Origin of the sequence: Bradyrhizobium sp. Pha-3 (genome assembly GCF_042258325.1) — a bacterium.
Taxonomy (GTDB): domain Bacteria; phylum Pseudomonadota; class Alphaproteobacteria; order Rhizobiales; family Xanthobacteraceae; genus Bradyrhizobium; species Bradyrhizobium elkanii.
In genome coordinates this window covers 2,350,991-2,371,287 of the sequence record NZ_CP170151.1, presented here as the reverse complement: position 1 = coordinate 2,371,287, position 20,297 = coordinate 2,350,991, and the positions used below count along the sequence as shown (strand labels likewise).

General features: G+C 57.8%; 13 protein-coding genes. 8 read left to right on the top strand and 5 right to left on the bottom strand.

Annotation, left to right across the window (positions count from 1 at the left end):
* Positions 1-363 precede the first annotated feature (363 nt).
* The gene (locus tag ACE10X_RS11180) at positions 364-1,731 is read left to right on the top strand and encodes a carbohydrate porin (RefSeq protein ID WP_018270180.1); all 1,368 of its coding nucleotides are present in this window, start codon (positions 364-366) and stop codon (positions 1,729-1,731) included.
* Positions 1,732-1,894: 163 nt separating this feature from the next.
* Here ACE10X_RS11180 and nolL read toward each other — a convergent pair whose 3' ends face one another.
* The 4 genes from nolL to ACE10X_RS11160 form a co-directional block, all read right to left on the bottom strand.
* On the bottom strand, positions 1,895-3,001 hold the full coding sequence (gene nolL / locus ACE10X_RS11175) for a nodulation factor fucose acetyltransferase NolL (RefSeq protein ID WP_050994061.1): 1,107 nt from the start codon (positions 2,999-3,001) through the stop codon (positions 1,895-1,897).
* A gap of 1,083 nt (positions 3,002-4,084) precedes the next feature.
* A complete protein-coding gene (locus ACE10X_RS11170) occupies positions 4,085-6,346 on the bottom strand; it encodes a hypothetical protein (RefSeq protein WP_244436065.1) in 2,262 nt (753 codons plus the stop codon).
* Between the two features lie 440 nt (positions 6,347-6,786).
* Entirely contained in the window at positions 6,787-7,779 is a 993-nt protein-coding gene (locus ACE10X_RS11165; protein ID WP_051003352.1) for a pectinesterase family protein, read from the bottom strand.
* Positions 7,780-8,009: 230 nt separating this feature from the next.
* The gene (locus ACE10X_RS11160) at positions 8,010-9,308 is read right to left on the bottom strand and encodes a glycoside hydrolase family 28 protein (RefSeq protein ID WP_028344361.1); all 1,299 of its coding nucleotides are present in this window, start codon (positions 9,306-9,308) and stop codon (positions 8,010-8,012) included.
* Between the two features lie 506 nt (positions 9,309-9,814).
* Here ACE10X_RS11160 and ACE10X_RS11155 point away from each other — a divergent pair.
* From ACE10X_RS11155 to ACE10X_RS11140, 4 genes are all read left to right on the top strand, one after another.
* Positions 9,815-10,732, top strand: coding sequence for an NAD(P)-binding domain-containing protein (locus ACE10X_RS11155; protein WP_051448149.1), 918 nt, complete (start codon positions 9,815-9,817; stop codon positions 10,730-10,732).
* 157 nt (positions 10,733-10,889) lie between these two features.
* Complete coding sequence (locus ACE10X_RS11150) at positions 10,890-11,048, top strand: DUF2478 domain-containing protein (RefSeq protein WP_157788180.1); 159 nt, start codon at positions 10,890-10,892, stop codon at positions 11,046-11,048.
* A 1,942-nt stretch (positions 11,049-12,990) separates the two neighbouring features.
* Positions 12,991-13,224, top strand: a complete 234-nt coding sequence (locus ACE10X_RS11145; protein WP_155258794.1) for a hypothetical protein — start codon at positions 12,991-12,993, stop codon at positions 13,222-13,224.
* A 240-nt stretch (positions 13,225-13,464) separates the two neighbouring features.
* Positions 13,465-13,788, top strand: coding sequence for a hypothetical protein (locus ACE10X_RS11140; RefSeq protein WP_155258790.1), 324 nt, complete (start codon positions 13,465-13,467; stop codon positions 13,786-13,788).
* An 859-nt stretch (positions 13,789-14,647) separates the two neighbouring features.
* On the opposite strand, the gene ACE10X_RS11135 is transcribed toward ACE10X_RS11140, so the two are convergent.
* A complete protein-coding gene (locus ACE10X_RS11135) occupies positions 14,648-15,556 on the bottom strand; it encodes a hypothetical protein (RefSeq protein WP_028344337.1) in 909 nt (302 codons plus the stop codon).
* Between the two features lie 1,097 nt (positions 15,557-16,653).
* Between ACE10X_RS11135 and ACE10X_RS11130 the strand changes: the two genes are divergently transcribed.
* The 3 genes from ACE10X_RS11130 (at position 16,654) to ACE10X_RS11120 (ending at position 19,558) form a co-directional block, all read left to right on the top strand.
* On the top strand, positions 16,654-17,211 hold the full coding sequence (locus ACE10X_RS11130; protein WP_233475510.1) for a calcium-binding protein: 558 nt from the start codon (positions 16,654-16,656) through the stop codon (positions 17,209-17,211).
* A 901-nt stretch (positions 17,212-18,112) separates the two neighbouring features.
* Positions 18,113-18,466, top strand: coding sequence for a hypothetical protein (locus ACE10X_RS11125; RefSeq protein ID WP_155258791.1), 354 nt, complete (start codon positions 18,113-18,115; stop codon positions 18,464-18,466).
* A gap of 243 nt (positions 18,467-18,709) precedes the next feature.
* Positions 18,710-19,558: a glycosyl hydrolase gene (locus ACE10X_RS11120; RefSeq protein WP_334369633.1), complete on the top strand. Its 849-nt coding sequence runs from the start codon at positions 18,710-18,712 to the stop codon at positions 19,556-19,558.
* Positions 19,559-20,297 lie beyond the last annotated feature (739 nt).

The following is a 20,297-nucleotide window of genomic DNA, read 5'->3' as shown; positions in this document are numbered from 1 at the left end:
GCTGGGATAGACGTCCTGCCCATGAGGCGTCGTCCTCTTGTCCCCAGACGCCACGGCTCGGGAGGTCCGTTCTGGACTAGAGAGGCCGACTTTCAATCCATTCATGGCTCGCAAAACAAGGATGCGAAGTAGACTGTGCGTGATTGCTTTGTTGCGGCGACGACGCCTCGGACATCTTCGGCTATCGCAGCATTTGCCTGCAGTTTGCGATCAAGCGAGCCGCAACGGCGACTTGCCGTTGCGCTTTCGCTCGCGGCTTGTTTGGTCGGCGCCCCCGTTTCGGCACAAACTGCCGACGAGCCTGTCCCCAGGAGCAACGCTGCGGACCAAGCCACCAAGAGAAGAACGTTAACGCCCCCGGATATGGCTACAAAGCTCCGGATCGGCGTGGTCAATCAGCCGATTCGACTTCATGCCTCGGCGTCGGCGTCAGCCCCCAACCTACCTCTCATAAAGCCCGGCAGCGCCGGTCGGGTTGCTCAGACGCAAACGCGAAAGACGATCGCCCCCTTCGCACGCTTTGATGCTTTCCGAGAAAAAGGGATTTGGCTCAACATACCCGGCCCTGCTGATACAATTGATCAGGACAAGCATGGCGTTAGATCCGTACTGGCAGACGTCGGCATTGGCTATATCGGCTGGACGCACAACACCTTTGCAAACAACCAGCTGCCGAATGCGACCAGAAGCAGCATCGCCAACCAACTCTATATGGGGCAGAATCCGACGTTTGCTACGACGAACTTCGTGATCGTCACTTATGATCTCAGCCGGTTTGGTATTCCCGATGGACAGATTGTCGTTGGAGCCGAGCAGCAATACTGGACATGGAAACGACCGGGACCGGATCGAGTAGGATTGAATACATTCGCCTACTATCAAACGTTCTTCGACAGAAAATTCGAACTCAAGCTTGGCTATCTCAGAAATGCGAATGAGTTCACCGGCACATTATTCGGAGGAATTTCAGGATCAAACATGTTTGCCCTTTTCCAAGCAGGGATGAGCACCAACGCCGCGCCAACGCCCGCCGCCAACCTGAAGTACAATTTTGATGATCACTTGTACAACAAAGTTTCCGTGCAGCGGTCAATCAGTCCAGATGGTCCCTATGCGCAGATAACCGAAAATCCTTCGGGTTTAAACTGGAGCACAGCCAATGCCGGCATTCTGTTCATTGATGAACTTGGCTACAAGAGCAAGGCCGCTCCTGGCGTTCCCGACACGTGGCTGCGGGCCGGCATTGCTTTGAACAGCAGCCGCTACAGGAATTTGGCAGATCCGGATCAACAAAGGGAGAGCGGGAATAACTTTCATTACATAGCTGCTGACAGGCAGCTCTGGCAGAGTGACGTTGAGGGGACGCCATCTCGCGGCATCTATGGCGGATTCTCCATCATGGGAGCTTCACCTGACCTAAACAGGATCGGCCAGTATTACGAGCTTCGTCTTTATGCAAAGGGACTGTTTGACAGCCGGCCCAGTGATTTGATTGCTCTGGTTGCCAACAACACGACCTGGAGCAGGTTTGCAGTGGATGCTGCCTTGGCCAAAGGGCAGCTTGCGCATCACGATACCACAGCCATCACGGGGACCTATACCGCGCATCTCGCTCCGGGGATATATGCAAGCCTCGGACTGTCCTACATTCACAACCCGATAAGCGTCATCCACACGCCTCAAACAGAGCACGCCCTCAATCTGTTGGTGTCTACGCTGATATTTTTCTAGATCAGTGAGGATGCCACCAATTCTGCTACCAAACTCTCGGTTCGAAACAATTGCGCGCAAAGTTCTGCCAGCGCGCCGGCGAGACGCTGTGAGAGGAGACGAACCAGGGGGCCTGCTATCTCATGATCTAAGAGCCTCCTGGCCGGATTTCGGCTACAGCTACTTATCCGCAGGCTGCCCCGCTCGACATAGGGCGCGGGGGTGAAGTTCCAAGAATGAGCTGAGACAGATAGGGAATGTCATGCACGGTTCGGCGCACCATTAGCGCGACGAGGACAATCGCAGCCCCTAGAATTCCCGCCACAGCCAACTTGGATGTGAGATCCAACGGCTCTGCGTACGGTATCGAATCCATGAGACGAAATGCCATGCCCTGAATCAGGTACAGCACCAGCGTGCTCTGTCCTATTTCCACGGCGATAAAGCGGACCACTCGATTGGAGCGGCCAACTCTCCAGCATTGCCGGAAGAGCTCACTCATGATCGCTGAGGCCGCTGCTGAGCCAAAAAGCATCAGAAGCACGTCTTTTGCCGACTGCATATCTTTGACCAGGGCGAGATTGTTGTAGACGTAGGAGTCTTTGCGCCAGGCCAGAAAGCACACCAGTGCGGCTATTGAGGCAGACATGATCAAGAGCGGCTTGTAAGCGCCCGTTATGCTCGTCCACCAGTCTCTTGACTGCGCAAATGAGAATCCCAAGCAGAAGAACGGGTAAGTGTACTTTATGAGAGGAAATATGGAGAATGTCAGAGGTGCAAGTGCGACCTGGATGACCGATAAGAATAGGATCCAGGGCGACCAACGATTGAAGATCGAAAGAATTTTGACGAAAAGAAAACAAACGAGCGCGGCCCAGATGAACCAGTATGTGCCGGCGACATCGTTTAGAAGCTGTAAAATGTTGCCTGATGCGTCAGGGGCGCGGGGAAGCACGGCTAACTTTGCTGTCTCCAGGAGAGCGCACCAAAACAGCATGGACACCAAGAGCTGCATCGCCCGATCACCGACGGCTTGCATCAACGACTTTCGCAACAGCGCTCGGCAAGAAAGATATCCGCTTATCGCCATGAAGAGAGGCATGTCGAACATGTAGATCCATTTGAAGAATGGCGAATCCCAGAATCCTTCATCTCGGTAGAGGAGATATTGGATCAAGTGACCGACGATCACCAAAATGATGAGCACTGCTTTGTCGAAATCCAAAGCTAGATCGCGATCGTTTTCCTCTGGCGTACCAGGCAAAGTCGACCCAGTTACATTTCGCATCATCTCGACATCCCTTAATCCAACGAGCTGGAGATCCGTCTGACGTTGGGTAGCTGCCGCGACCAAGTACTGGCCGGAAGCTGCATCATCAGGTCGTCGGTGCCGCGCGGCAATCAGGATGGAAGTGCTTCCCAGCCAGATTGTCGCGCTATACGTCGGTCCATCATGCGCATCAATTTGGAGTTCCGAGCCGACATCAAAGACATCCCTGCCGGATGTCACAGGGCCACTCTCCGGAACGCTGCTTTGAAGCTAGCCGTTCAGGTCAGCTGGAATATCGGGTGCTGGTGAACCAGGCGTGCGAAGGTCGGCCGTGGCCTGGCGGCGCCCGAGAAGACACCACATCATGACGACTGTTCTTAAAGCCAAGTTTCATGAGATGCCGCGTTATACCGGAGCACGGGATGCCTGGTCCAAGAAAGAGATAGGCTGAGCAGCCGAACATCGGGATCCGGCGGCCAACCACTTAGTATGAAAAGCAACTGCTGCAGCTTTTGCTCCATGGAAATCGATCCGACCGATGATCGTGGAGGCAATTGCCATCGCAACTCTACGCTCCGATAGCTGGCTGCGCGCCAATGTTCAATTATATGGATGTGGGCGATCGTTATAAAGAAAGCGGGAACGAGCTATACGACGGTTTACCGATTTAAAGTGGTGCTACCTCACTTCGATCGGCTGCCAGACCGAGCAGTCACCTTGCTGGGTGTCCCGTCCGGAAAGAGTGTTTGCAACGCACTACGAGAATTTTGAACAGCGGCAATACCCAACTCGAGCATGAAGGCCTAAATATATGTAGGTTGCGCAGCAGGGCCTCCTTCCGAAAGTATTCGACCTTGCCATCACGATTAGCCAGCGTCAGCAAACCGACGTTTGTTGGCGAGCGTTCCTACATCCACCAGACGCTCGCGTCGTCCGCACTCCGGGCTGTGGGCGGTCGAAGTGGTTCGAACAGTTGCGCTTACTGAGCAACGGCTTCTAAGGCAAGATGATCGGCGGAAGATTTGTGAAAGCCTGAGGGATAGAGAAGGCCGCGTTCAAGCTGCGCCAACAAACAGGAGGCTAGACCGCTCAGGCGTGCCCATCTCAGTACTTCGAATGGATACATCGGCTGTCAAGGGCCGGGCTGTAGAACGCCTCGCGCGAGCTGCCCCGCCGAGCGCCTGAGATTGCCGTCCGCCTGCGCTCTTCAGCCACGTTCAGGATAGATGCGAACGCGCTGCGCCCCTCGCTTTCATCCAACTCGCCCCTGTAGGGCACACCGCGGATCTGGAAATAGGTTGGACGCCCAGCCTGCGGCATGATGCGTTCCCCCTGCAGGACGCGGACAAGGTAAGGCGGAAGGAACCGCTCGCGGTGCTCCCATCCGCCGCGGATCAGATACCCAAGGTCCCGTAGGCCCTCACGGGGTTGCTCGGCTTGGACGATCTGCGGTGGATGATGAAGCGGCTGGGATGGCCCAGCTTCATCAAGGTAGCTCGGGCGCGGATGATGGATCAGGCGGACATCCGTGCGCCCTCCTGGTCCGAATGTGGCCGAGTAGCGCTCACCGTTGATCATAAACTGACTTGGCCCGAACTGGTTTGGCAGCAGATTGATGTTGCCGAGGACGTCAACCAACACGTCCGAGGCCGCTTGGGAGCCGTGACGCCAATCCGAGCCAACGACGGCCCCAATATCCCGCAGTTCCTGGGCGCCCCCGGACGGTCCAGCGAATGACGGCGCTCTGCGAAATTCAGGTGCGGGCGCAGAGCGTGCATCGTCGTGCAAGTCGTGCGGTGTGGACGGATCCAAATCAACCAAGGGATCCAGACCGCTGTAGATGTTTGATGACCGAGGCCTCACCGACGATGGTGAGGCGGGTTCCTGCATCTGTTGCCCGAGCCAATCCCAGGCCCCTTGGCTTAGGCTGGCTGGAGTCGCAGGAAGCCCGTGCGGCAGATTGGGTTGCGGGAGCCAATAGGGCGCTTGCACAGGTGCGGCGGGTTGGAGAATCTGCTCGCTGGACCGATCCCAAGCCCCGGCGCTCGGGCTGGCCGATGTTGCGGGAAGCTGCTGCGACGAGCTGGCCTGCCAACCGTGGTGCGGCACTGCCAGTGATGAGGTGGGTCCGTGGATCTGCTCACCAAGCCAATCCCACGCTCCCGCACTCGGCGTGGCTGGCGTTGCCGGGACCTCCTGCGGCGAGTGCGCCTGTCGGGCGCCTTCGGCGACGGGCTGCCCCGCATCCTCGGCAGGGTGCAAGCCGAGGGCCCTGTTCGCCTCAAGGATTTGCTGGTAGCGGCCAAGCCTGAGCAAATCAGCTTTGATTTTGCCGTCTTCGGTTTCTTGCCTATACTCCGCGACATCCTGGTCGAGCCCGGAGGTGAAGAGCCGGCCGGCGATGGCCTGCTTATCGTGCTTTTGCAGCCATTCACTCAGCCTCGACATTCGGCGAGCCTGCCTGTCGATCGTCTTCGGCTCAACCCTGCGTGTCGCCTTTTCCGCCGCGGCCCACATGCCGATGAGGGTCGCGTCCGCGGAATGGGGAGCCAGGCGACGGAGATCGGCTGACAAGGTGTTTCCGGCGCCGACCTCACGAAGCTTTTTCAAGGCAGCTTTGATACGCCTTGCGCGGTCCGCTGCATAGGTGTCGACATCTTGGTCGAGCTCAGCTTCGAGCTGGTGGTTTTCCACCTCCGGATCTTCCAGTTGCGCATTTTCCATCTCGAGGCGAATGCGATCCGCAATTGAGGGCCTATCGTTGTCATTCAGGCGCGCGCTCAAAATGCGCAGGTCGGCTGCCGCATTTCTGATGGTGCCGTCGGTGAGGTTGCCGGCTGCGGTGCCGTCGGTGCGGTTGCGGACTGCTCTTTGTCTAAACTCTTTGATGAGCGCCTCGTCTTCCGGATCGACCCCGCGCGTCCGGCCCGGCTGTCTGGCGTAATCGACGCGAAAACTCGTCGAGGAAGCATCCGACTGCGCGGTCTCCCGCGAGGACTTGCTACTCCCTCCAAAGGCCTTGCCGACCCCCGACTTGAAGCGCGACCACAGTCCGCGGCTTTTACCGCTCCTGGCCTGAACCCCAGGCTCCGCGTCCGGCAAGCTGTAGCGCGCGCTGCTGAATAGATCATCGCGCAAACTGGACTGCGGCACTTGGGCCGGAGCATCAAGCTGAAAGCGGGGAATGTCTACGCTCCGCCGCGCATCGCCCCGCGCGCTGTCCCTAAAATCCGAGCGTGGCGGCACCCGCATCGAACCGCCGAGCTCGTCCCGTCGAACTGCCCCTCCCGCTCCTGCGGGAGTCTGGTCCGGCGAACTCGACTTTGCGGAACTCTCATCAGGCGAATCGAGCTGCAAATCTTCCATCCGCCGCTCAAAATCGCCTTGCTGGCTTGCGCTGCCCCCTTGCTGCCCCGCTCGCCCCTGTCGGGCGGCGTAGGCCTCCATCCAAGCGCCTGAATCGAAGAATGGGTCGACTGGATCCATCCTGCTCTCCTTGTGATGTATTGGCCCTGCGCAATCCACACGCTTGCACGGCCGCTAAGCGGCAGCTGTGAAGCGAGGTCAGATTTTGGATTTTTATGGGACCTAGCTTTCGAAAAGCTGACGAGAAGAATTCACAGCGGGCAATGGCGCTTGCGATGATCTCCTCTGAAGGGGCAGCAAGAAGCCGGCGTGGCGCGACGGCCGGGCCCTGCCCCAATTTCAGTTGCTGTCGACGGGACGCCCCAGCGCAAGGACGATCTCGTCCCCGCTATTGACCCGAGAGCCGCTTAAAGATGAGAAGACAGCCCGTAAGCGTTCCTCTATTCCGATCTGGAAGGTCCAGCGGATAGCCAATTTGTGGCACCTGCGAAGAACGTTTTTAGCGACCATTTCGCGGCTTCGCCATCGGTCAATTGGTGAGAATAAGGCTCGCGACCTGCGGGATTGGCCCCGACACCGGTGGATTTGTATTCAGCATAGTAGGCCGTCCTCAGCGAATTGGTCTTGCCCGGCGCCCATTCGCGCCAGCCTTCCGCGACCACCGGTGCATCCAACTTCGTCGATAGGAACACCACCGTTGCATAGGGGCGCCAGGGTCGGCCAAGCGCAACATCCCGCGCGGCGGAGTCGGCAGTCAGTATGCAATGCTCGAACACATAGGCACTGTCCTCGTCCGGCGCTGCCTTGCTCTGCGCGGTATAGACGACCGCCTGATTGGCGATACCGTGCAACTCACAGTGTCGGAAATAGGCCTTGGCATTGCCGAATATGAAATCGACGTGTCCCTCGATATAGCAATCCGAGAAGTATTGTCGCGACATTCGGCCGTTCTGCCCCTTACCGGCGAACAATGTGTCCTGGGCGCCGAGCAGGCGGACGCGGCTGATAATGTCTCTGTCTCCGGTAACGGACAGTGCGACGGCCTGCGAAGCTGGATTTGCCGAATTGAGCGCGTAATCGTTTTGGATCGTCAGGTTGTCGAGCCGGAAGTCATCGCCTGAGGCGTCCAGCGTAGCAGAACGGATGGTTCCTCCGACGTTGATCGCGCCGTCGCCGTACACAATGACTGTATCATCCGGCATCCTGCCGGAGCCTTTGATATGAACACCGGATTTGAAGACTTTGACCTTCTCGCGATAGATGCCCGGCGCGATCTGAATATCCCCACCTTGGGCCGGTAATGCGTCGATGGCGGCCTGCAGGGAGTGATAAGCTGCCCTCTCGGCATGCGAGACCAAAAGGGGTTGAGCACGGGCTGCCGAGATGCCGAAACATCCGGCCAGAACCGCAGCGAATAGCGCGAAAATCCGCATGTGATCTCACCTGTTATCGGGTTCGCTGCACGCTTGATGCAATCGGTGGAATGTGCCCCCGCGACCTGGCAGCCTAGTGTCAAACAACGTTTCCTACCGAACCGGAACTTACGCGCCCATAGGCGAACGTCCGATCGCGGTAACGCCTGTCCCCATTCGCAAGGCCAGCGAATCAAAACCGTATCAGGCAGACGCGACCGGTCTGAAGGTTCGGCACCGAGTTGTTGTGCTTACTGGTTACCGTCGCGGAATGCCCTGGCGCACCCCTCCCAATCGCGTGGCACCGGTTTCCTCACTTGCCCGGGTAGCGGCGGAGACACGTCAGAATGATCGGCTGTCACATTCGCATGTTCGAGCTGCCAAGTCGCGGAATCGGCAAATCGAACATCCTCTAGCGTCACGTCAAGCGCATGGCCCTCGTCAACCCCGCGCATCAGCAGCGCACCATTGTCGCCGCGCACATGGCGCAGAACGATCTGGCGATAGACTGGAATCCTACTGCCTTGGGCATGGGGATCGTACTTTGTATCGAACGCGACCGGCCATCGGTTGCCACGCAGACAAACATTCTCATAAGTCACGCGTTCGACCAGGCCGCCTCGGCTGACATCGCTCTTGATGCGCAGGCCAGACGTCGTGCCGTCCAAGGTCAGGTTGCTCACGAGTATGTCGCTGGCGCCGGAGTTCACCTCGCTGCCGATCGACATCCCATGTCCCCACCCGAAATAATTATCGGTGATGGAGATATGGCGAGTTGAACCATTATCGCCGGCTTTGATCGCTACGTTATCATCTCCAGTGCGGATGAAGCTGTGGATGATGGTCACATCCTGGCTGGCGCCTGGGTCGATGCCGTCGGTATTGCGGGCATCGGCCGGTGTATCGATCGTCAGACCCCAGACAGTGGCACCTTCGACCCGGTTCATCGCGACATGGAAATTGGGTGCATTGCGCAAGGTGACACCAGAAAGCGTGATGTCCTGCGCATGATCGATCTGAATCAAACGCGGAGCGTTCTGACTACCGCCCTCGGCTTGCGCGCGGCGGGCCAGCTGCCACCAGGTCTCGGCGCTGCCGACCATCGGCGCACCGCCCTGGCCATCGATGATGCCGTCGCCATAAATGCCGCCGCCGCGCGTTTTGGAGAAGCTGATGAACGGCCGGCAACCGTCGCCCTTACCTGCGATGCGGCCGCATTGTCCGCGGCCCTTGTCGTACGCAACTGGTTCCGGGATAGCCAAAAGCGTTGCACCGCGTCCAATCCATAAGGTTACACCTGATTTCATCTCGAGTGGATGCGACCGGAACTCGCCACGTCCGAGATAGACCGCAGCACCGGCGGGGCAATGGTCGATGGCATCCTGTAGCCGAGCCGTATCGTTGCTGCCAGACGGCACCGGGCGGTCGCAGACCGTATGAGGTGCAACGGGCTCTGCGACAATGCGGCGATCTTGCGCTTTTGCGCTGGGGCAGACAACCATGGTGGCAACGATGGACATCAGCGTCCATTCGCGAAAATGCTTTGTCATTAGCCTCGTCTCTTTGCCGCGAGCATCATCGCCGCTTCGTTGTCCTGAGCTGAGCGCTGACCAACCAGCCGCAGCTCACCTCACAGGCCAACGCAAGATGACATTTATAAGACGCAAAAAAGGCCTAGGCCTTGCGAGTTCACGCGATGAAGAATGAGCGTTCCGCAAGAGATCACACCTTGTGACCACATGCACTTGAGCGGCAGGTGCGAGGGCGCGTCTTCAATTGGCGTGCGACACTCGGTGAGGCGGCCCACCACCTTTACACGGCCTGCACACCAACGGCGTAGAGATGGTGAGCGGCTCTGATTATCCTAATCCACGCCAATTCCGGATTTATTGCTTTCTGTTCCCACAAGGCGGTGGCTGTCCGCCTGGGCTGCAATTCAGATGTGGCATGCATTGTGATTGATCTTGCGAGTGAGCGCGTGGTCCAAAATTGATGGCTGAGCGCGCGAGACCGGTGACGCAACGCAACCACTCTAATAACGATTAGGCGGGGACAGATGACACAAGGTTCACAAGCAACGATCATTGGCGCCGGACGCGTCGGGTTAAAGCTAGCCGAACTTCTCACAGCGTCTGGCGGACGAGTACGCTTCGTGGATCACAGGCCGGTGGCTGGAATAGATCAGAACCTGATCGTGAGCGATGCGATCCACCTGACGCTGGAGGCCGAATCCGCTATTGCGGAGTCCGATATTGTCGTTCTTTCTTTGCCGTTCACGGTAGCAGGAGCCGCGTTCGGATCCGCCTGTCGGCGGCTCAAAGGCGGCGCATTGTTGATCGAGACGCTTTCGGTCAAGACGAGACCGGCCTCCTGGGCGGCCAACTTACCTCGCGAGGTGGAATATCTTGGCCTCAATCCCCTGTTTAGCCCGGAGCTCGGTTGGGCAAATCGTCCGGTTGCGGTGATCGCGTATCGATCAGGGCCGCGGCTCGAAGTCTTTCTGCAGCTTTTACGACGCACGAATGCAAGCCTTGTCGCGCTCGATGCTGAAGCTCACGACCGACTTCTTGCGCAGCGTCAGCTGGCTGCGCATGCGCTGCTCCTGTCGCTTGCAAGCATCCTTCGCGACGAGAACACTGAATTTCCGTTAGAGGTCGGTCCGCCTCCCTATCACCTTCTCCTGGCGGGAGTCGGGCGCATGTTGTGCGGCAACCCCGAGACGTTTGCTGAGATTCAGACGGAGAATCCTTTTGCGGCGACAGTCCGCTTGCGTCTGATCGCGGAACTCGAGAGGCTAAGCGCGGGCGGCCAGGAAGTCCTAGATCACCTTCGCTGCGAGTGGAGGGATCTCGCGCCACGTCTAAAACCGGCCGCCAAGACCTGCGAGCGCCTATTTGCGTGCCCGATTTTCCCTCTAGAGATGAGCGAACACGATTATCGCTCCGGCGAATGCCGCCCTGCGCGGAGTGATTGAGATTGAAGATATAGGTATGATTGACGTTCCGACAGGGAAAGAAATCTCGATTTCCGGGCAACTCAGCAGCGTAGCCTTCTCTTTTCGTTTCCCGAGCGCTTTCTTTCAGTGATCAGCAAACTTCGCCGGTGCAGCTGGCGGCGGCCTGCGCGGCGATTTGACGTACGCGGTCGTCCGTGGCGCACCACTGCTGACCGTGATTTCGGTTAGGTGTCTTACCGCCGGGCAGACCTTCACAGGACATTTCTGCACCCTATTGCCTTACGTTTATCAAGTCGTGAAGCATTGGTTGTGCGACGCGTCTCCACGTGTCTAGCGTGTAGCCGATTCCTTAGCGCCGCGTCCAACCAATGAGATACGCCCGATTCATCTTGGGTAAATCCGACCGGAACGCGCCATGCGCGAGATTGACCGCAGGAGTAATACCGAAATCGTACTTCTCGATTGATAAACTTCCGCCTACCCACGGACCGCCCTTGGTGCCTCGCTAAAATCGTTCGGCTGTACCGCTACACTTCCCGACTGGAGTCCCTCCTCCCCCTCTCCATGTGCAAGGCGCTCCAAATCCTGAGGGCTCGCGGTGTGAGGCTAGTACCGGCAAGTTGTTTCCAGGACTTCCGCACCTCGATCCAGCGGCTTTTTCGAGCGGGCAAGGCATCAAGCATTTTTTTGGCAATCGGAGCCAGGTGCGCAGTTTCGGAGTTCGGGTCTCGCTTGGCATCTTCAAGAATCTTAAAAGCGGCCCTTTCGGACCGCGTCCAACCCGACTCGGTGAACCTACTCTCCGCGAAATACTCGAAACACGTGCGGAACGTCAAAGCGCGGCCAATGACCGTATGGTTTGGTAGTCCCGCTTGGCTCAGCCACCGCCGGAGATACCCACACCGCTCTCGGCTGCCATTTTCGGGAGGACCGCGAAATTCCAAGACCAAAAGCATCGCCATGCCAGCGATTTCGCGTCGTATCTCTTCATCCTGCTTTTCGAACCAATCCCGGATTAGCTGTAATGGCGTCGCCGGCGAATTCACGACCGGTGCCGCAGCGGTGCGGTGGAACGAGACCACGTTTTCCAGCGGGGGCATGCGCGGCCATGGCCTTCCATCTGCGTCCCACAAGACCCACCGCGCTGCAATCTTTTTTGCCTCTTCAGAAGACCTGGTTCGCCAAAGCTCCTTGAGCGCCTCGTTGACGTAATATGAGACGTCAGCTTTCAGGCCGCATGTACGTGCTATTGCTGCGAGGCGTCCGGCGTCAATGAGCCGCGCCGCGAAGTTATTCTCTGCGTTCATTTGCCGAGGCCCTTCATGTCCTTCCTAGCGCGCCCCGCTATTGGCTCTTCGGCGGCGTGATACGGGCCCGCCGGGAGCTACACCAGCAGGCTCCCTCTCCCGCCTAAGTTCCAGGGATCACCAACTTCAGTAGCCAGCCATCGCCTCAACTTGCGATCGTGGCCGTGCCCACGAGAGGGCGCCCTGTGCATTTCGGGGGCCTGCATTCTTCGTGCCACGGTAACAGTCCGCGATTCGTATTCGTTGGGTCCGCTTTGTTCGCTTTGCGACTCGGGCCCGTCTTGTTTCTTTCCACTCATGGACCATTCGTGGCAACTTCATGTGCCGCCGAGAGATCATCGATTGCGCAAGCGCTTTTTCAGCAAATTCAGACCGGATGAAGGCTAGGCTTCGTGCCGTGTCATCGACGCCGTTTGAATCGGCGTCGTTGCGACGAGTGGGCCGTCAGATCTCGGCTTCACTTCGGGGGACATGCGACCAAGGCCACGTGTTGCGTCAGGGAGCATGCTTTCTCCCGGTTCGCTCTGCCGGAGGATGCCGCAGATACCCCAGCATCTTCAGGCAGAGTAACCCGTTCTTTCGAGGCAGAGCCCACTCTAGATATACGTGAGCGCGTCACGCGCGATATGCCACCCGCTCAACCTGGTTCGCTGACAAGGCCACCGCTCAGCTTCGCATGGAGCTTATCCAGCAGAGCATCTGCGCTTTTGTTGATCCTCCGGTCGATCGGGTCGATTTTCAGATCTGCCATCTGATACACATGGAGGCAGACAGATGTCGACGCCGGCCAGTGCGAAGTGCCCAACCGCCAGCATTTTCTACAAGGACGTGTGCACTCATGGTCCTAAGACACCGCGGATCGTTCCCAAACGAAGGGCCCCCGCCGGATACGAGGGCCCTTACAGAACTTGGAGGAGGAGAAGACTCCAAGCCCTATGTTGGCGACTGCAAACCTGAAGACGATACCCATTGATCGATGTCAGCTGCGATCTCCGCCCTCCGCGCACGCTTCAGCAGCTGGTCGCGCTCGACGCCTGGCGGAAGCCGCGCTGCCTTGTGGAAGATATCGTCGGCAAACGCATTGAGCCGGTCCTGCAGCGATGTGGTTTGCTTCGCTCTATTTCTGGTTTTCTTCATAAGGTGCTCCGTATTTTCTCGGGAGCGTTGAAGGCTCACCTTTGCGATGAGCGTATGAAGTTATGATGATCGTTTCCACAACCTAGGTTACGACCGCGATAATCCTTTGAGCGAACTCGCGCGAAGAAGACTTCGGAGGTCATGTCCGCGGCATTCGATTCCGCCTGTAACAACAAGCTCAACCCAGGTCGCTTTGGGTTTCTTGAGCGGCTTACTCAATTTACTTTTTGAACTAATTACACTGTCCAGCGCCTTGCGAATCTTGCTTGACGTCGTCTGATTTCAACCGGGCGCGACTTTGCCCATGTGGACCAGTTCATTGCCCTCCTGTTTTCCGAGATTTGGCGCGACGACACTCGTGGGGCCTTTGATAAACCCGATAACCGGAAACTCGCCTCGCCGGACGGCCTTCGCCGTCAGCCAGGCTTCCTTGCGGTCGGAGCGGTACGGCGCGTCCATCTTCTTCGAGATAATGCCCGCTTATTGAACTTCGCCGCGTGTTCGAACAGCTTCTGTCCATCACCCCTCGACATCTCACTGAAAAGAAACCGGCGGTTCGAGCTGGCAGGTGTCGAAGAGCCCCTGCAACATGGCCTTGCGCTCGATCTGCGCGTCTTCCGCAAGTCCTAGGCGTGCAGCCACAGGAGGCCGAAGTCGGAGTAGAGTAAACGATCTTGGCTGCCCCGGGCGAGCTACGGCCTGCAAATCGCTGCAATTAGTCCGCCCCTCATGGACGACCGCTACTTCGCCATCAACGATGGCCTGGCCGGGAACGTCGAACGCCGGGGCGATGAGCGAGAACCCTTCGTCCAGTTGAGACCGTTACTCGTGGAAGCTTTAGCCCTTTCGCTCCGAGAGCGCTGCGCCGGAGAAAGGAACAGCGGCGACAACATCGCGCATCAACGAGATGATCGACGGCTCATTATTCGATTGGCTTGACGCGGAAGCTTATCGCCCGCCGGGCCTCGGTGCGTGGGCGAAGGACAGAAACGTTGATCGATCGTCACGAGCGGATACAGCAGGCCGCCGGCGCGTCCAAACTACTGTTGGCAGCCTTAGGTGTAGTCGCGAATTCACTCTTTTTCCCACCAACTTCGGGCTGGAACTAGTGCATCCGGCCGATCGGAGCCCATAACAAGAGGGTACGTGTTCTGTGTCTCTTGCCTCGAACTGGATGGCCCACAGGTGTAGATGTGATGCCGGGGCCGAGCCCGATCGCCGAACCGCTATCCGCCGAGAGCAATGGCGGCCTACTCGGGACTAACTCCACCAGCGAACACGCCACCGGCGGGCACTGATGGTACAATGTGTCGAAAGCCTCGCGCGACGGCGACGACTATCGCGTCACGCCGAGAAGTCGTTCACCACGAGCTCCGGGCCAGGCCGACTATTACATCGTGCAGACGCGCCCCCCCGCGCGCCAAGGACCAGGCCGACATCATCTCTTTCGAGATCGGCAGGACAAATGTTCCTGCCGGATCCTCCCCACTCATCCTTCCGTCTCCGGCTTCTTGTATGGATTCGGTTCGCTAGCGGTCCGATAGTCATCCAGATTGCCGCCCAGGAACAGTACCTCGCGCTCCTCGATTGGCGTATCGCTCACCCATGCCAGATCGGGTTCATCATTCTCAGTCCCGTCCTCAAGTATCTCGACGATCTGTTCGGACGTCCAGGTAGCGGCCCTCGGCACCGTGTAGGTGTGCAACTCGTTCGCATTTTCCGCGATCGCTTTCGCGCCATACTCGTTGGCATCGTCCGGCGAAAGCAGCAGTCGCGAAGCGTCCTCGGACAGTGACACAAAGGGCGAAAAATTTGTGTCTCCCCTCATGTGCCCTGCCGCCGTGCGACCCAGATCAAGTCGTTGCCCTCCCCAAATGTTCCAAGGGGCGTGCTCGTAACGCAAAGACGCCATGAAACGCAAATGGTCCGTCGCGCTCTGATGCTCCAACGCATGCGGCTTGCAATGGGCGGCGTCGTCTTGAAAACGTTGCAGCTGCGCATACGACGATGCCACCCTGTCATCGAAAATGCGGCTGCGATCGACACTGCCGGCTGACGGCCCAGTCGTAGTTGGCCACTTCGCCGCTTGTTGCGCAGCCAGTTCGATCTCCCGTCCGAGCGCCCCGACGTTTGCACAGGTCAGCGTTGCGGCTAGTTGAGCGCGCGTTCTGACAAAGGATTCGGCCGCGCACCTTTCGCTACCTTGGATAGCCCGCGCTCGCTTATTGCCGTCCGTCACAATCCCGGATGATCCAGCCTCCAGTGGAGCTGCTGTTTGGTGAATTGGCTCAATCTGTCCAAGTTGCTGCTGAAAGTCTGCTTGCCCTGCCTCTTCGTGCTGCGGCTCGACGAAGCACGTGCGAGCGGCGGATGGGTTGATATTGTTAGATGGATCCATTTCATTCTCCCTTGACAGCCTTACCGCCAAATACGCAAACTGTCCCTACGCTATAATTGCGGGAACACCCGGCTGGTGCTCAGATCTGATCGCGCAGGACGCGATTGAGCAGAGAACATCGCGGCAAGTTACGAATGCTTGTGTTCTCTTTCTGCCAATTCTCTTCAGCTGCACCATCGCGCTGTGGAGTTTCGGCCGGTTTGCATCGGTATGGTCGAAAGTTAAACCCACTCCCGCTGGCCGGGCGGAGTTAGGGTAGCAGCAAACGTGCTGTTTCCGGGAAGGTGCGCGCTCTCGTAAATGCAGCCGCCGAGATATAATGCCGAGCGGACGCACCTGGAATTCGTTCTCGGAGGCTACTTTCATAATCATGGCCGCGCGCGATCGAGCAAGGCGTGTCTGCGGTCTGACGGCGCGGCATTCTCGCCACGTGCGGTTGCAATCTATCAGGCGCTGCTCGAAGCTCGAATGCTCCCGGGTGCATAGCGTAGTGCGTCCGCGAGACGTCTGGACCATCCAACGGTTTTGTCTTCAGGTCGGACCATCCCAATCCGTCAGTTTGACGTCGCTTTGCAGGGACAAAATACTTCCACGTTTCCCGTCTAGCCGATTTAGCTGTCGAGAAGCTGACGCGCCCCCTCACTGCTAGGTGCGACTCATGGAAGCGTGCGCCGCATGGCGAACGGCATTACAAAAACGGACAATCAAAGCACCAGAACTTCTCGATCTTTGATGGTCTGGAATTGCGGCACTTCCGGTGCTGCCGCTAGAATGATTTGGTGCGCTGGACCGCCAACAGAAACCATCCTCGCAAAAGTCCAGTCTGCCACGTGGAGAGAACAGCGCCCAAGCATGAACTTGCCTGTTTGCCAATAGTGCCGGTCTACGTGATCAAGCCTTCGCCGCTTACCCGGATAGGACCGGTGTTGTCCTGTACACCTGCCTGGACCGACCTCGCTATTTCGCGTATTAATCTGTTCATGCGGCATTAGAAGTGTGAGCCGCTAGGCTATCGAAACCACTTGCACAACGGCTCGCCATTGCATGACGTGTTGCAACGGCATGGCCAAGTCAGGTTTTCGTCAGATCCGATGTGTATGTCCATCAGCGCGAGCCTGATCACTTCCGCGACGGCTCCCCTGGCAAACACGACGAAGGAATATGACATGGCATTCCGTGGTACGAACACCAACGATCACATCGTTGGGACTGCTGATAGCGACTTTATTCAGGGTCTAGGCGGGAACGATTTGATCTCCGGCGGTGGGGGCGATGATGAGCTGGAAGGAAATCAGGGAGCCGACACAATCCATGGTGGTGCAGGCGACGATTTTCTGTACGGCGGTCAGGGCAACGATGTTCTGTTCGGCAATCAGGGCAACGACAACTTCATGTTCACGAGTGGGAACGGCAAGGATTTCGTGATGGACTTCACGGTGGGAGATAAACTGAATATTGAGGACGGGATCAATCACACCGGCATTCATACGCTTGCCGATCTTGCCAGTCACATCAAGGCGGCTGGCCCTGATACCACGGTCGTTGATCTCGGAGAGGGCAATTCGATCACGCTCTCACATGTGAATGCCGACGATGTTCTGCATCACCCGGACAATTATTTCTCAATCACGCATATCACCGATCAGCCCACCTGATCCTCGCGGCTGTCCTTGTCGGCCGAACATGGCGCACAGGCACGGCGATCGCGTTGGCACACCATCCCGCCGGCGGCGACCGCCGTCGCCCTCGGCCAGACGGTCAAACATTTCCCAATGAGCAGAAATACGGCGATCCGGGCTGATCGCCACGAATCCGCAGAGTAGCATGTAGACAGTAGACCCTATCGAGTGCGCCGATAGCGTTCCGGCACCGGATCAATGCAGTGGCGCTGGAACCAAGCGACATCTCGTGGCCATGCGAACGGTTTGACCCAAGGTGGCGCTCGCCGGCGGGCAACGTCTGCCGCTCAGCAAAGCCGCTACGCAGGGCTGGATCTCTTTCGTTGTTGCACATGATCGCTATCCCGTTCAGGCCTCGCGGAATTGCGCAGTGTCGAGAACACTAAGGGCGAATCGTACAAGCCGACTGCTCAGAGCTTGCGTCATGGCAGAACCGCGCGAGTGGCACGCCAGCGGGCTTGATCTGGACTGCCCGCTCCGCACCTTACTGTGAATGTCGATCACGAACGCATTGGCACCGGACGAGAGCGACTGTGGCAATGCAAAGCCCTTCAACAGTAGCGCGCGGCACAGCATACGCCTAATGTCTTCACCCTCCATCACAGCCTGCAAGGCGGCCTTCGCCGGAGCGACACCGATAATCTGTTTGAGGCACCAGATTTTCGCCAGATCATCGAGCGCATGAACGGAGCCAGGGCTTCTGCTTTTAGCGGATGTGTGATCCTGGCCCCACCAAAATTGCGGCGTCACGTATCGTGGGTTCACGGCCGAACACTCGCTTCTAAAGACGATATGTTCAATCTGTTTGCCCCCCCGCGGGTTCATTTCGTTCGGCGCGAGCGGCTATCTCAGCCTGATCGCCGGCGGCGAGCCAATCATGATTAGCCAGCTCGACTACGAGAGTGGAACGGATAGATTGCGCTTCTGGGGAGGCATTGCCGCGGGTTACCCGTTCCTTGCTCTTTTCTCCGAACGAGTTCGGCTGATTGCCGAAAAGGCGCGGCTAACTCAAGACTTTCCCCATGCAGCCCGACGACTTCGCATCGCATTCCGATTCGAAAGTTGCTTCTGCGCCGCGCTCTTTCCACCTTCGGCTTACCGCTACATTTGCGCCGGTAGCTACCCCGCCTCGATTATCCCTTTCGGTCGAATGAAGACTGAGAACCATAAGGATGTCGACCGGTTATTTAAATTGGAAGCAGCCACCAAATTTGCAAGCTCCGGCAAATGAAATGCGTGCTGCCACTCCTTGTTTGACGTTCGCTCCAAGTATGTTCGGACGAGGCTGGTCACTCGAATGGAGCGTTCTCTCTGTCTCAGTCCGGCGGCTGGCATCCGAGACGAAAAACCGGGACGAAGTTAACTTTTTCGTCTCAGGCTCGTCAGCTTCTCGAAAGCCAACCCTCCTAGCATTCGAGCCTAGCCTCTTGATATCGATGCCGCCTGCGACTGAACCGGCCAGAACCTAGGGTACGTGTTCAGCCAATGGCGGGAGACTTTGTTCTCAAAACAGATAGGAGACGCTGTGGAGACCAATCGGATAAGTGCTGCGGGGTCGCCAGGGACCCCAACGGGAAAGATCCAAACACAGGCGGATCATGACCGATTTACGCAGATCTTGAATGAAGCCAGGCCATCTGCTGCCGCGCCAGGGTCGGCGAAAGCTCCGATTTGGAAGTCGAGCGCTCCATATGGGAGCTTTTCACTCGGCATCCACTCTTGGAACAACGACGTATGGGGGGCGGGCGCTGGGCCTCAGACGATTTCAGTGAGCGCCGCCAATCAGTGGGACGTGTGGTCGAACCAGCCGAACACTCCTGGCATCAAGAGCTATCCGCACGAGACTTTCAACGTCGGAAAGCCGCTCAGCTCCATCAAGAGTTTGACCTCGAGCTTCAACCAGCAAGTGCCTGGCGGCGGCGCTTGGGACACCGCCTATGATATTTGGGACGCCTCAAACGAGCACGAGATCATGCTCTGGACAAACTACACCGGAAATCCCGACGGTGGCGGCAACGTCAAGCCAATCTCGTATCATTACGCCCCTTCGGGGGCCGCGATCCCGGTCTACAGCAATGTCAAAATAGGTGGAGCGACCTGGAACGTGTTTGAAGGCTTCAACGGTCACAAGGTCATCTCACTGCTACCCACCTCGAAGACCAACAACGGCACGGTGGACATCAAGAGTGCCCTGGAGTGGATCAAGTCGAAGGGCTACTTTGGCGACATAAAGGTTGGTAGCGTCCAATATGGTGTCGAGATTACCTCGTCCCCAGGAGGAATGAACTTCAATTTCAACAACTGGGCGGTGACCTCGAAGTGAATGCCCACGAGCTGTGAGCTGGCCTGCAGTCATGCCATTGAGCCGCGCCGACTGACGGGCTCAGCTTGCCGCTTACTTTTGAAAGGTCCGACTCCAGTGACACATCCACCAGAGATGCCAGAACGGAACAGACTCTGGCACAGTTGCCACATCGGTCAACGAGCTTCTGCCCCAACAGCTGCACCAAGAGCAGCACCAGCGGCACGACATTGGGGCCAAACTTCAATGCCGTAGCCAAACAAAGGTCCGACATAGACTTCGGCGGCGACGAGCCTGGGCGAGCCCGCAACACTGCTGCGGACAACGAAGATGCAGAATGTCGATCCATCGCTTGGTTAGCTGTAACGCTTCAGCGTATCGCTTATGGCTCGCAGGGCAGCGGGACGCGCTCATGCGCTGGAACCACGCTGCCTGGTGGCGTCTTCTCACCGCTTACAAAAGAAGGGTCGCCCACGTTGCCGCAAGCGACCCAAGTCTAGGGAGGAACGCCCAAGGAGGGCAGCGATAGCGGGGTGCTACCGCGCATCCTGAAAATAAGACCATCGTATCGGCGGCTCAATTGAACGTAGGGAAACGCCGGGCATCTAAAGGGGGCATGGAATGATACGAAGGTATATGGTGCCCGCTGGTGAAGCCGGCCACCTCTGCACTAGGCGCAGGCTGTCATTGCCTATGCATCACATTGAGCAGCGGCCAGAACTTGGTCACCGAGCCGTGGCTGGCTTGCCTTGCATTGTTC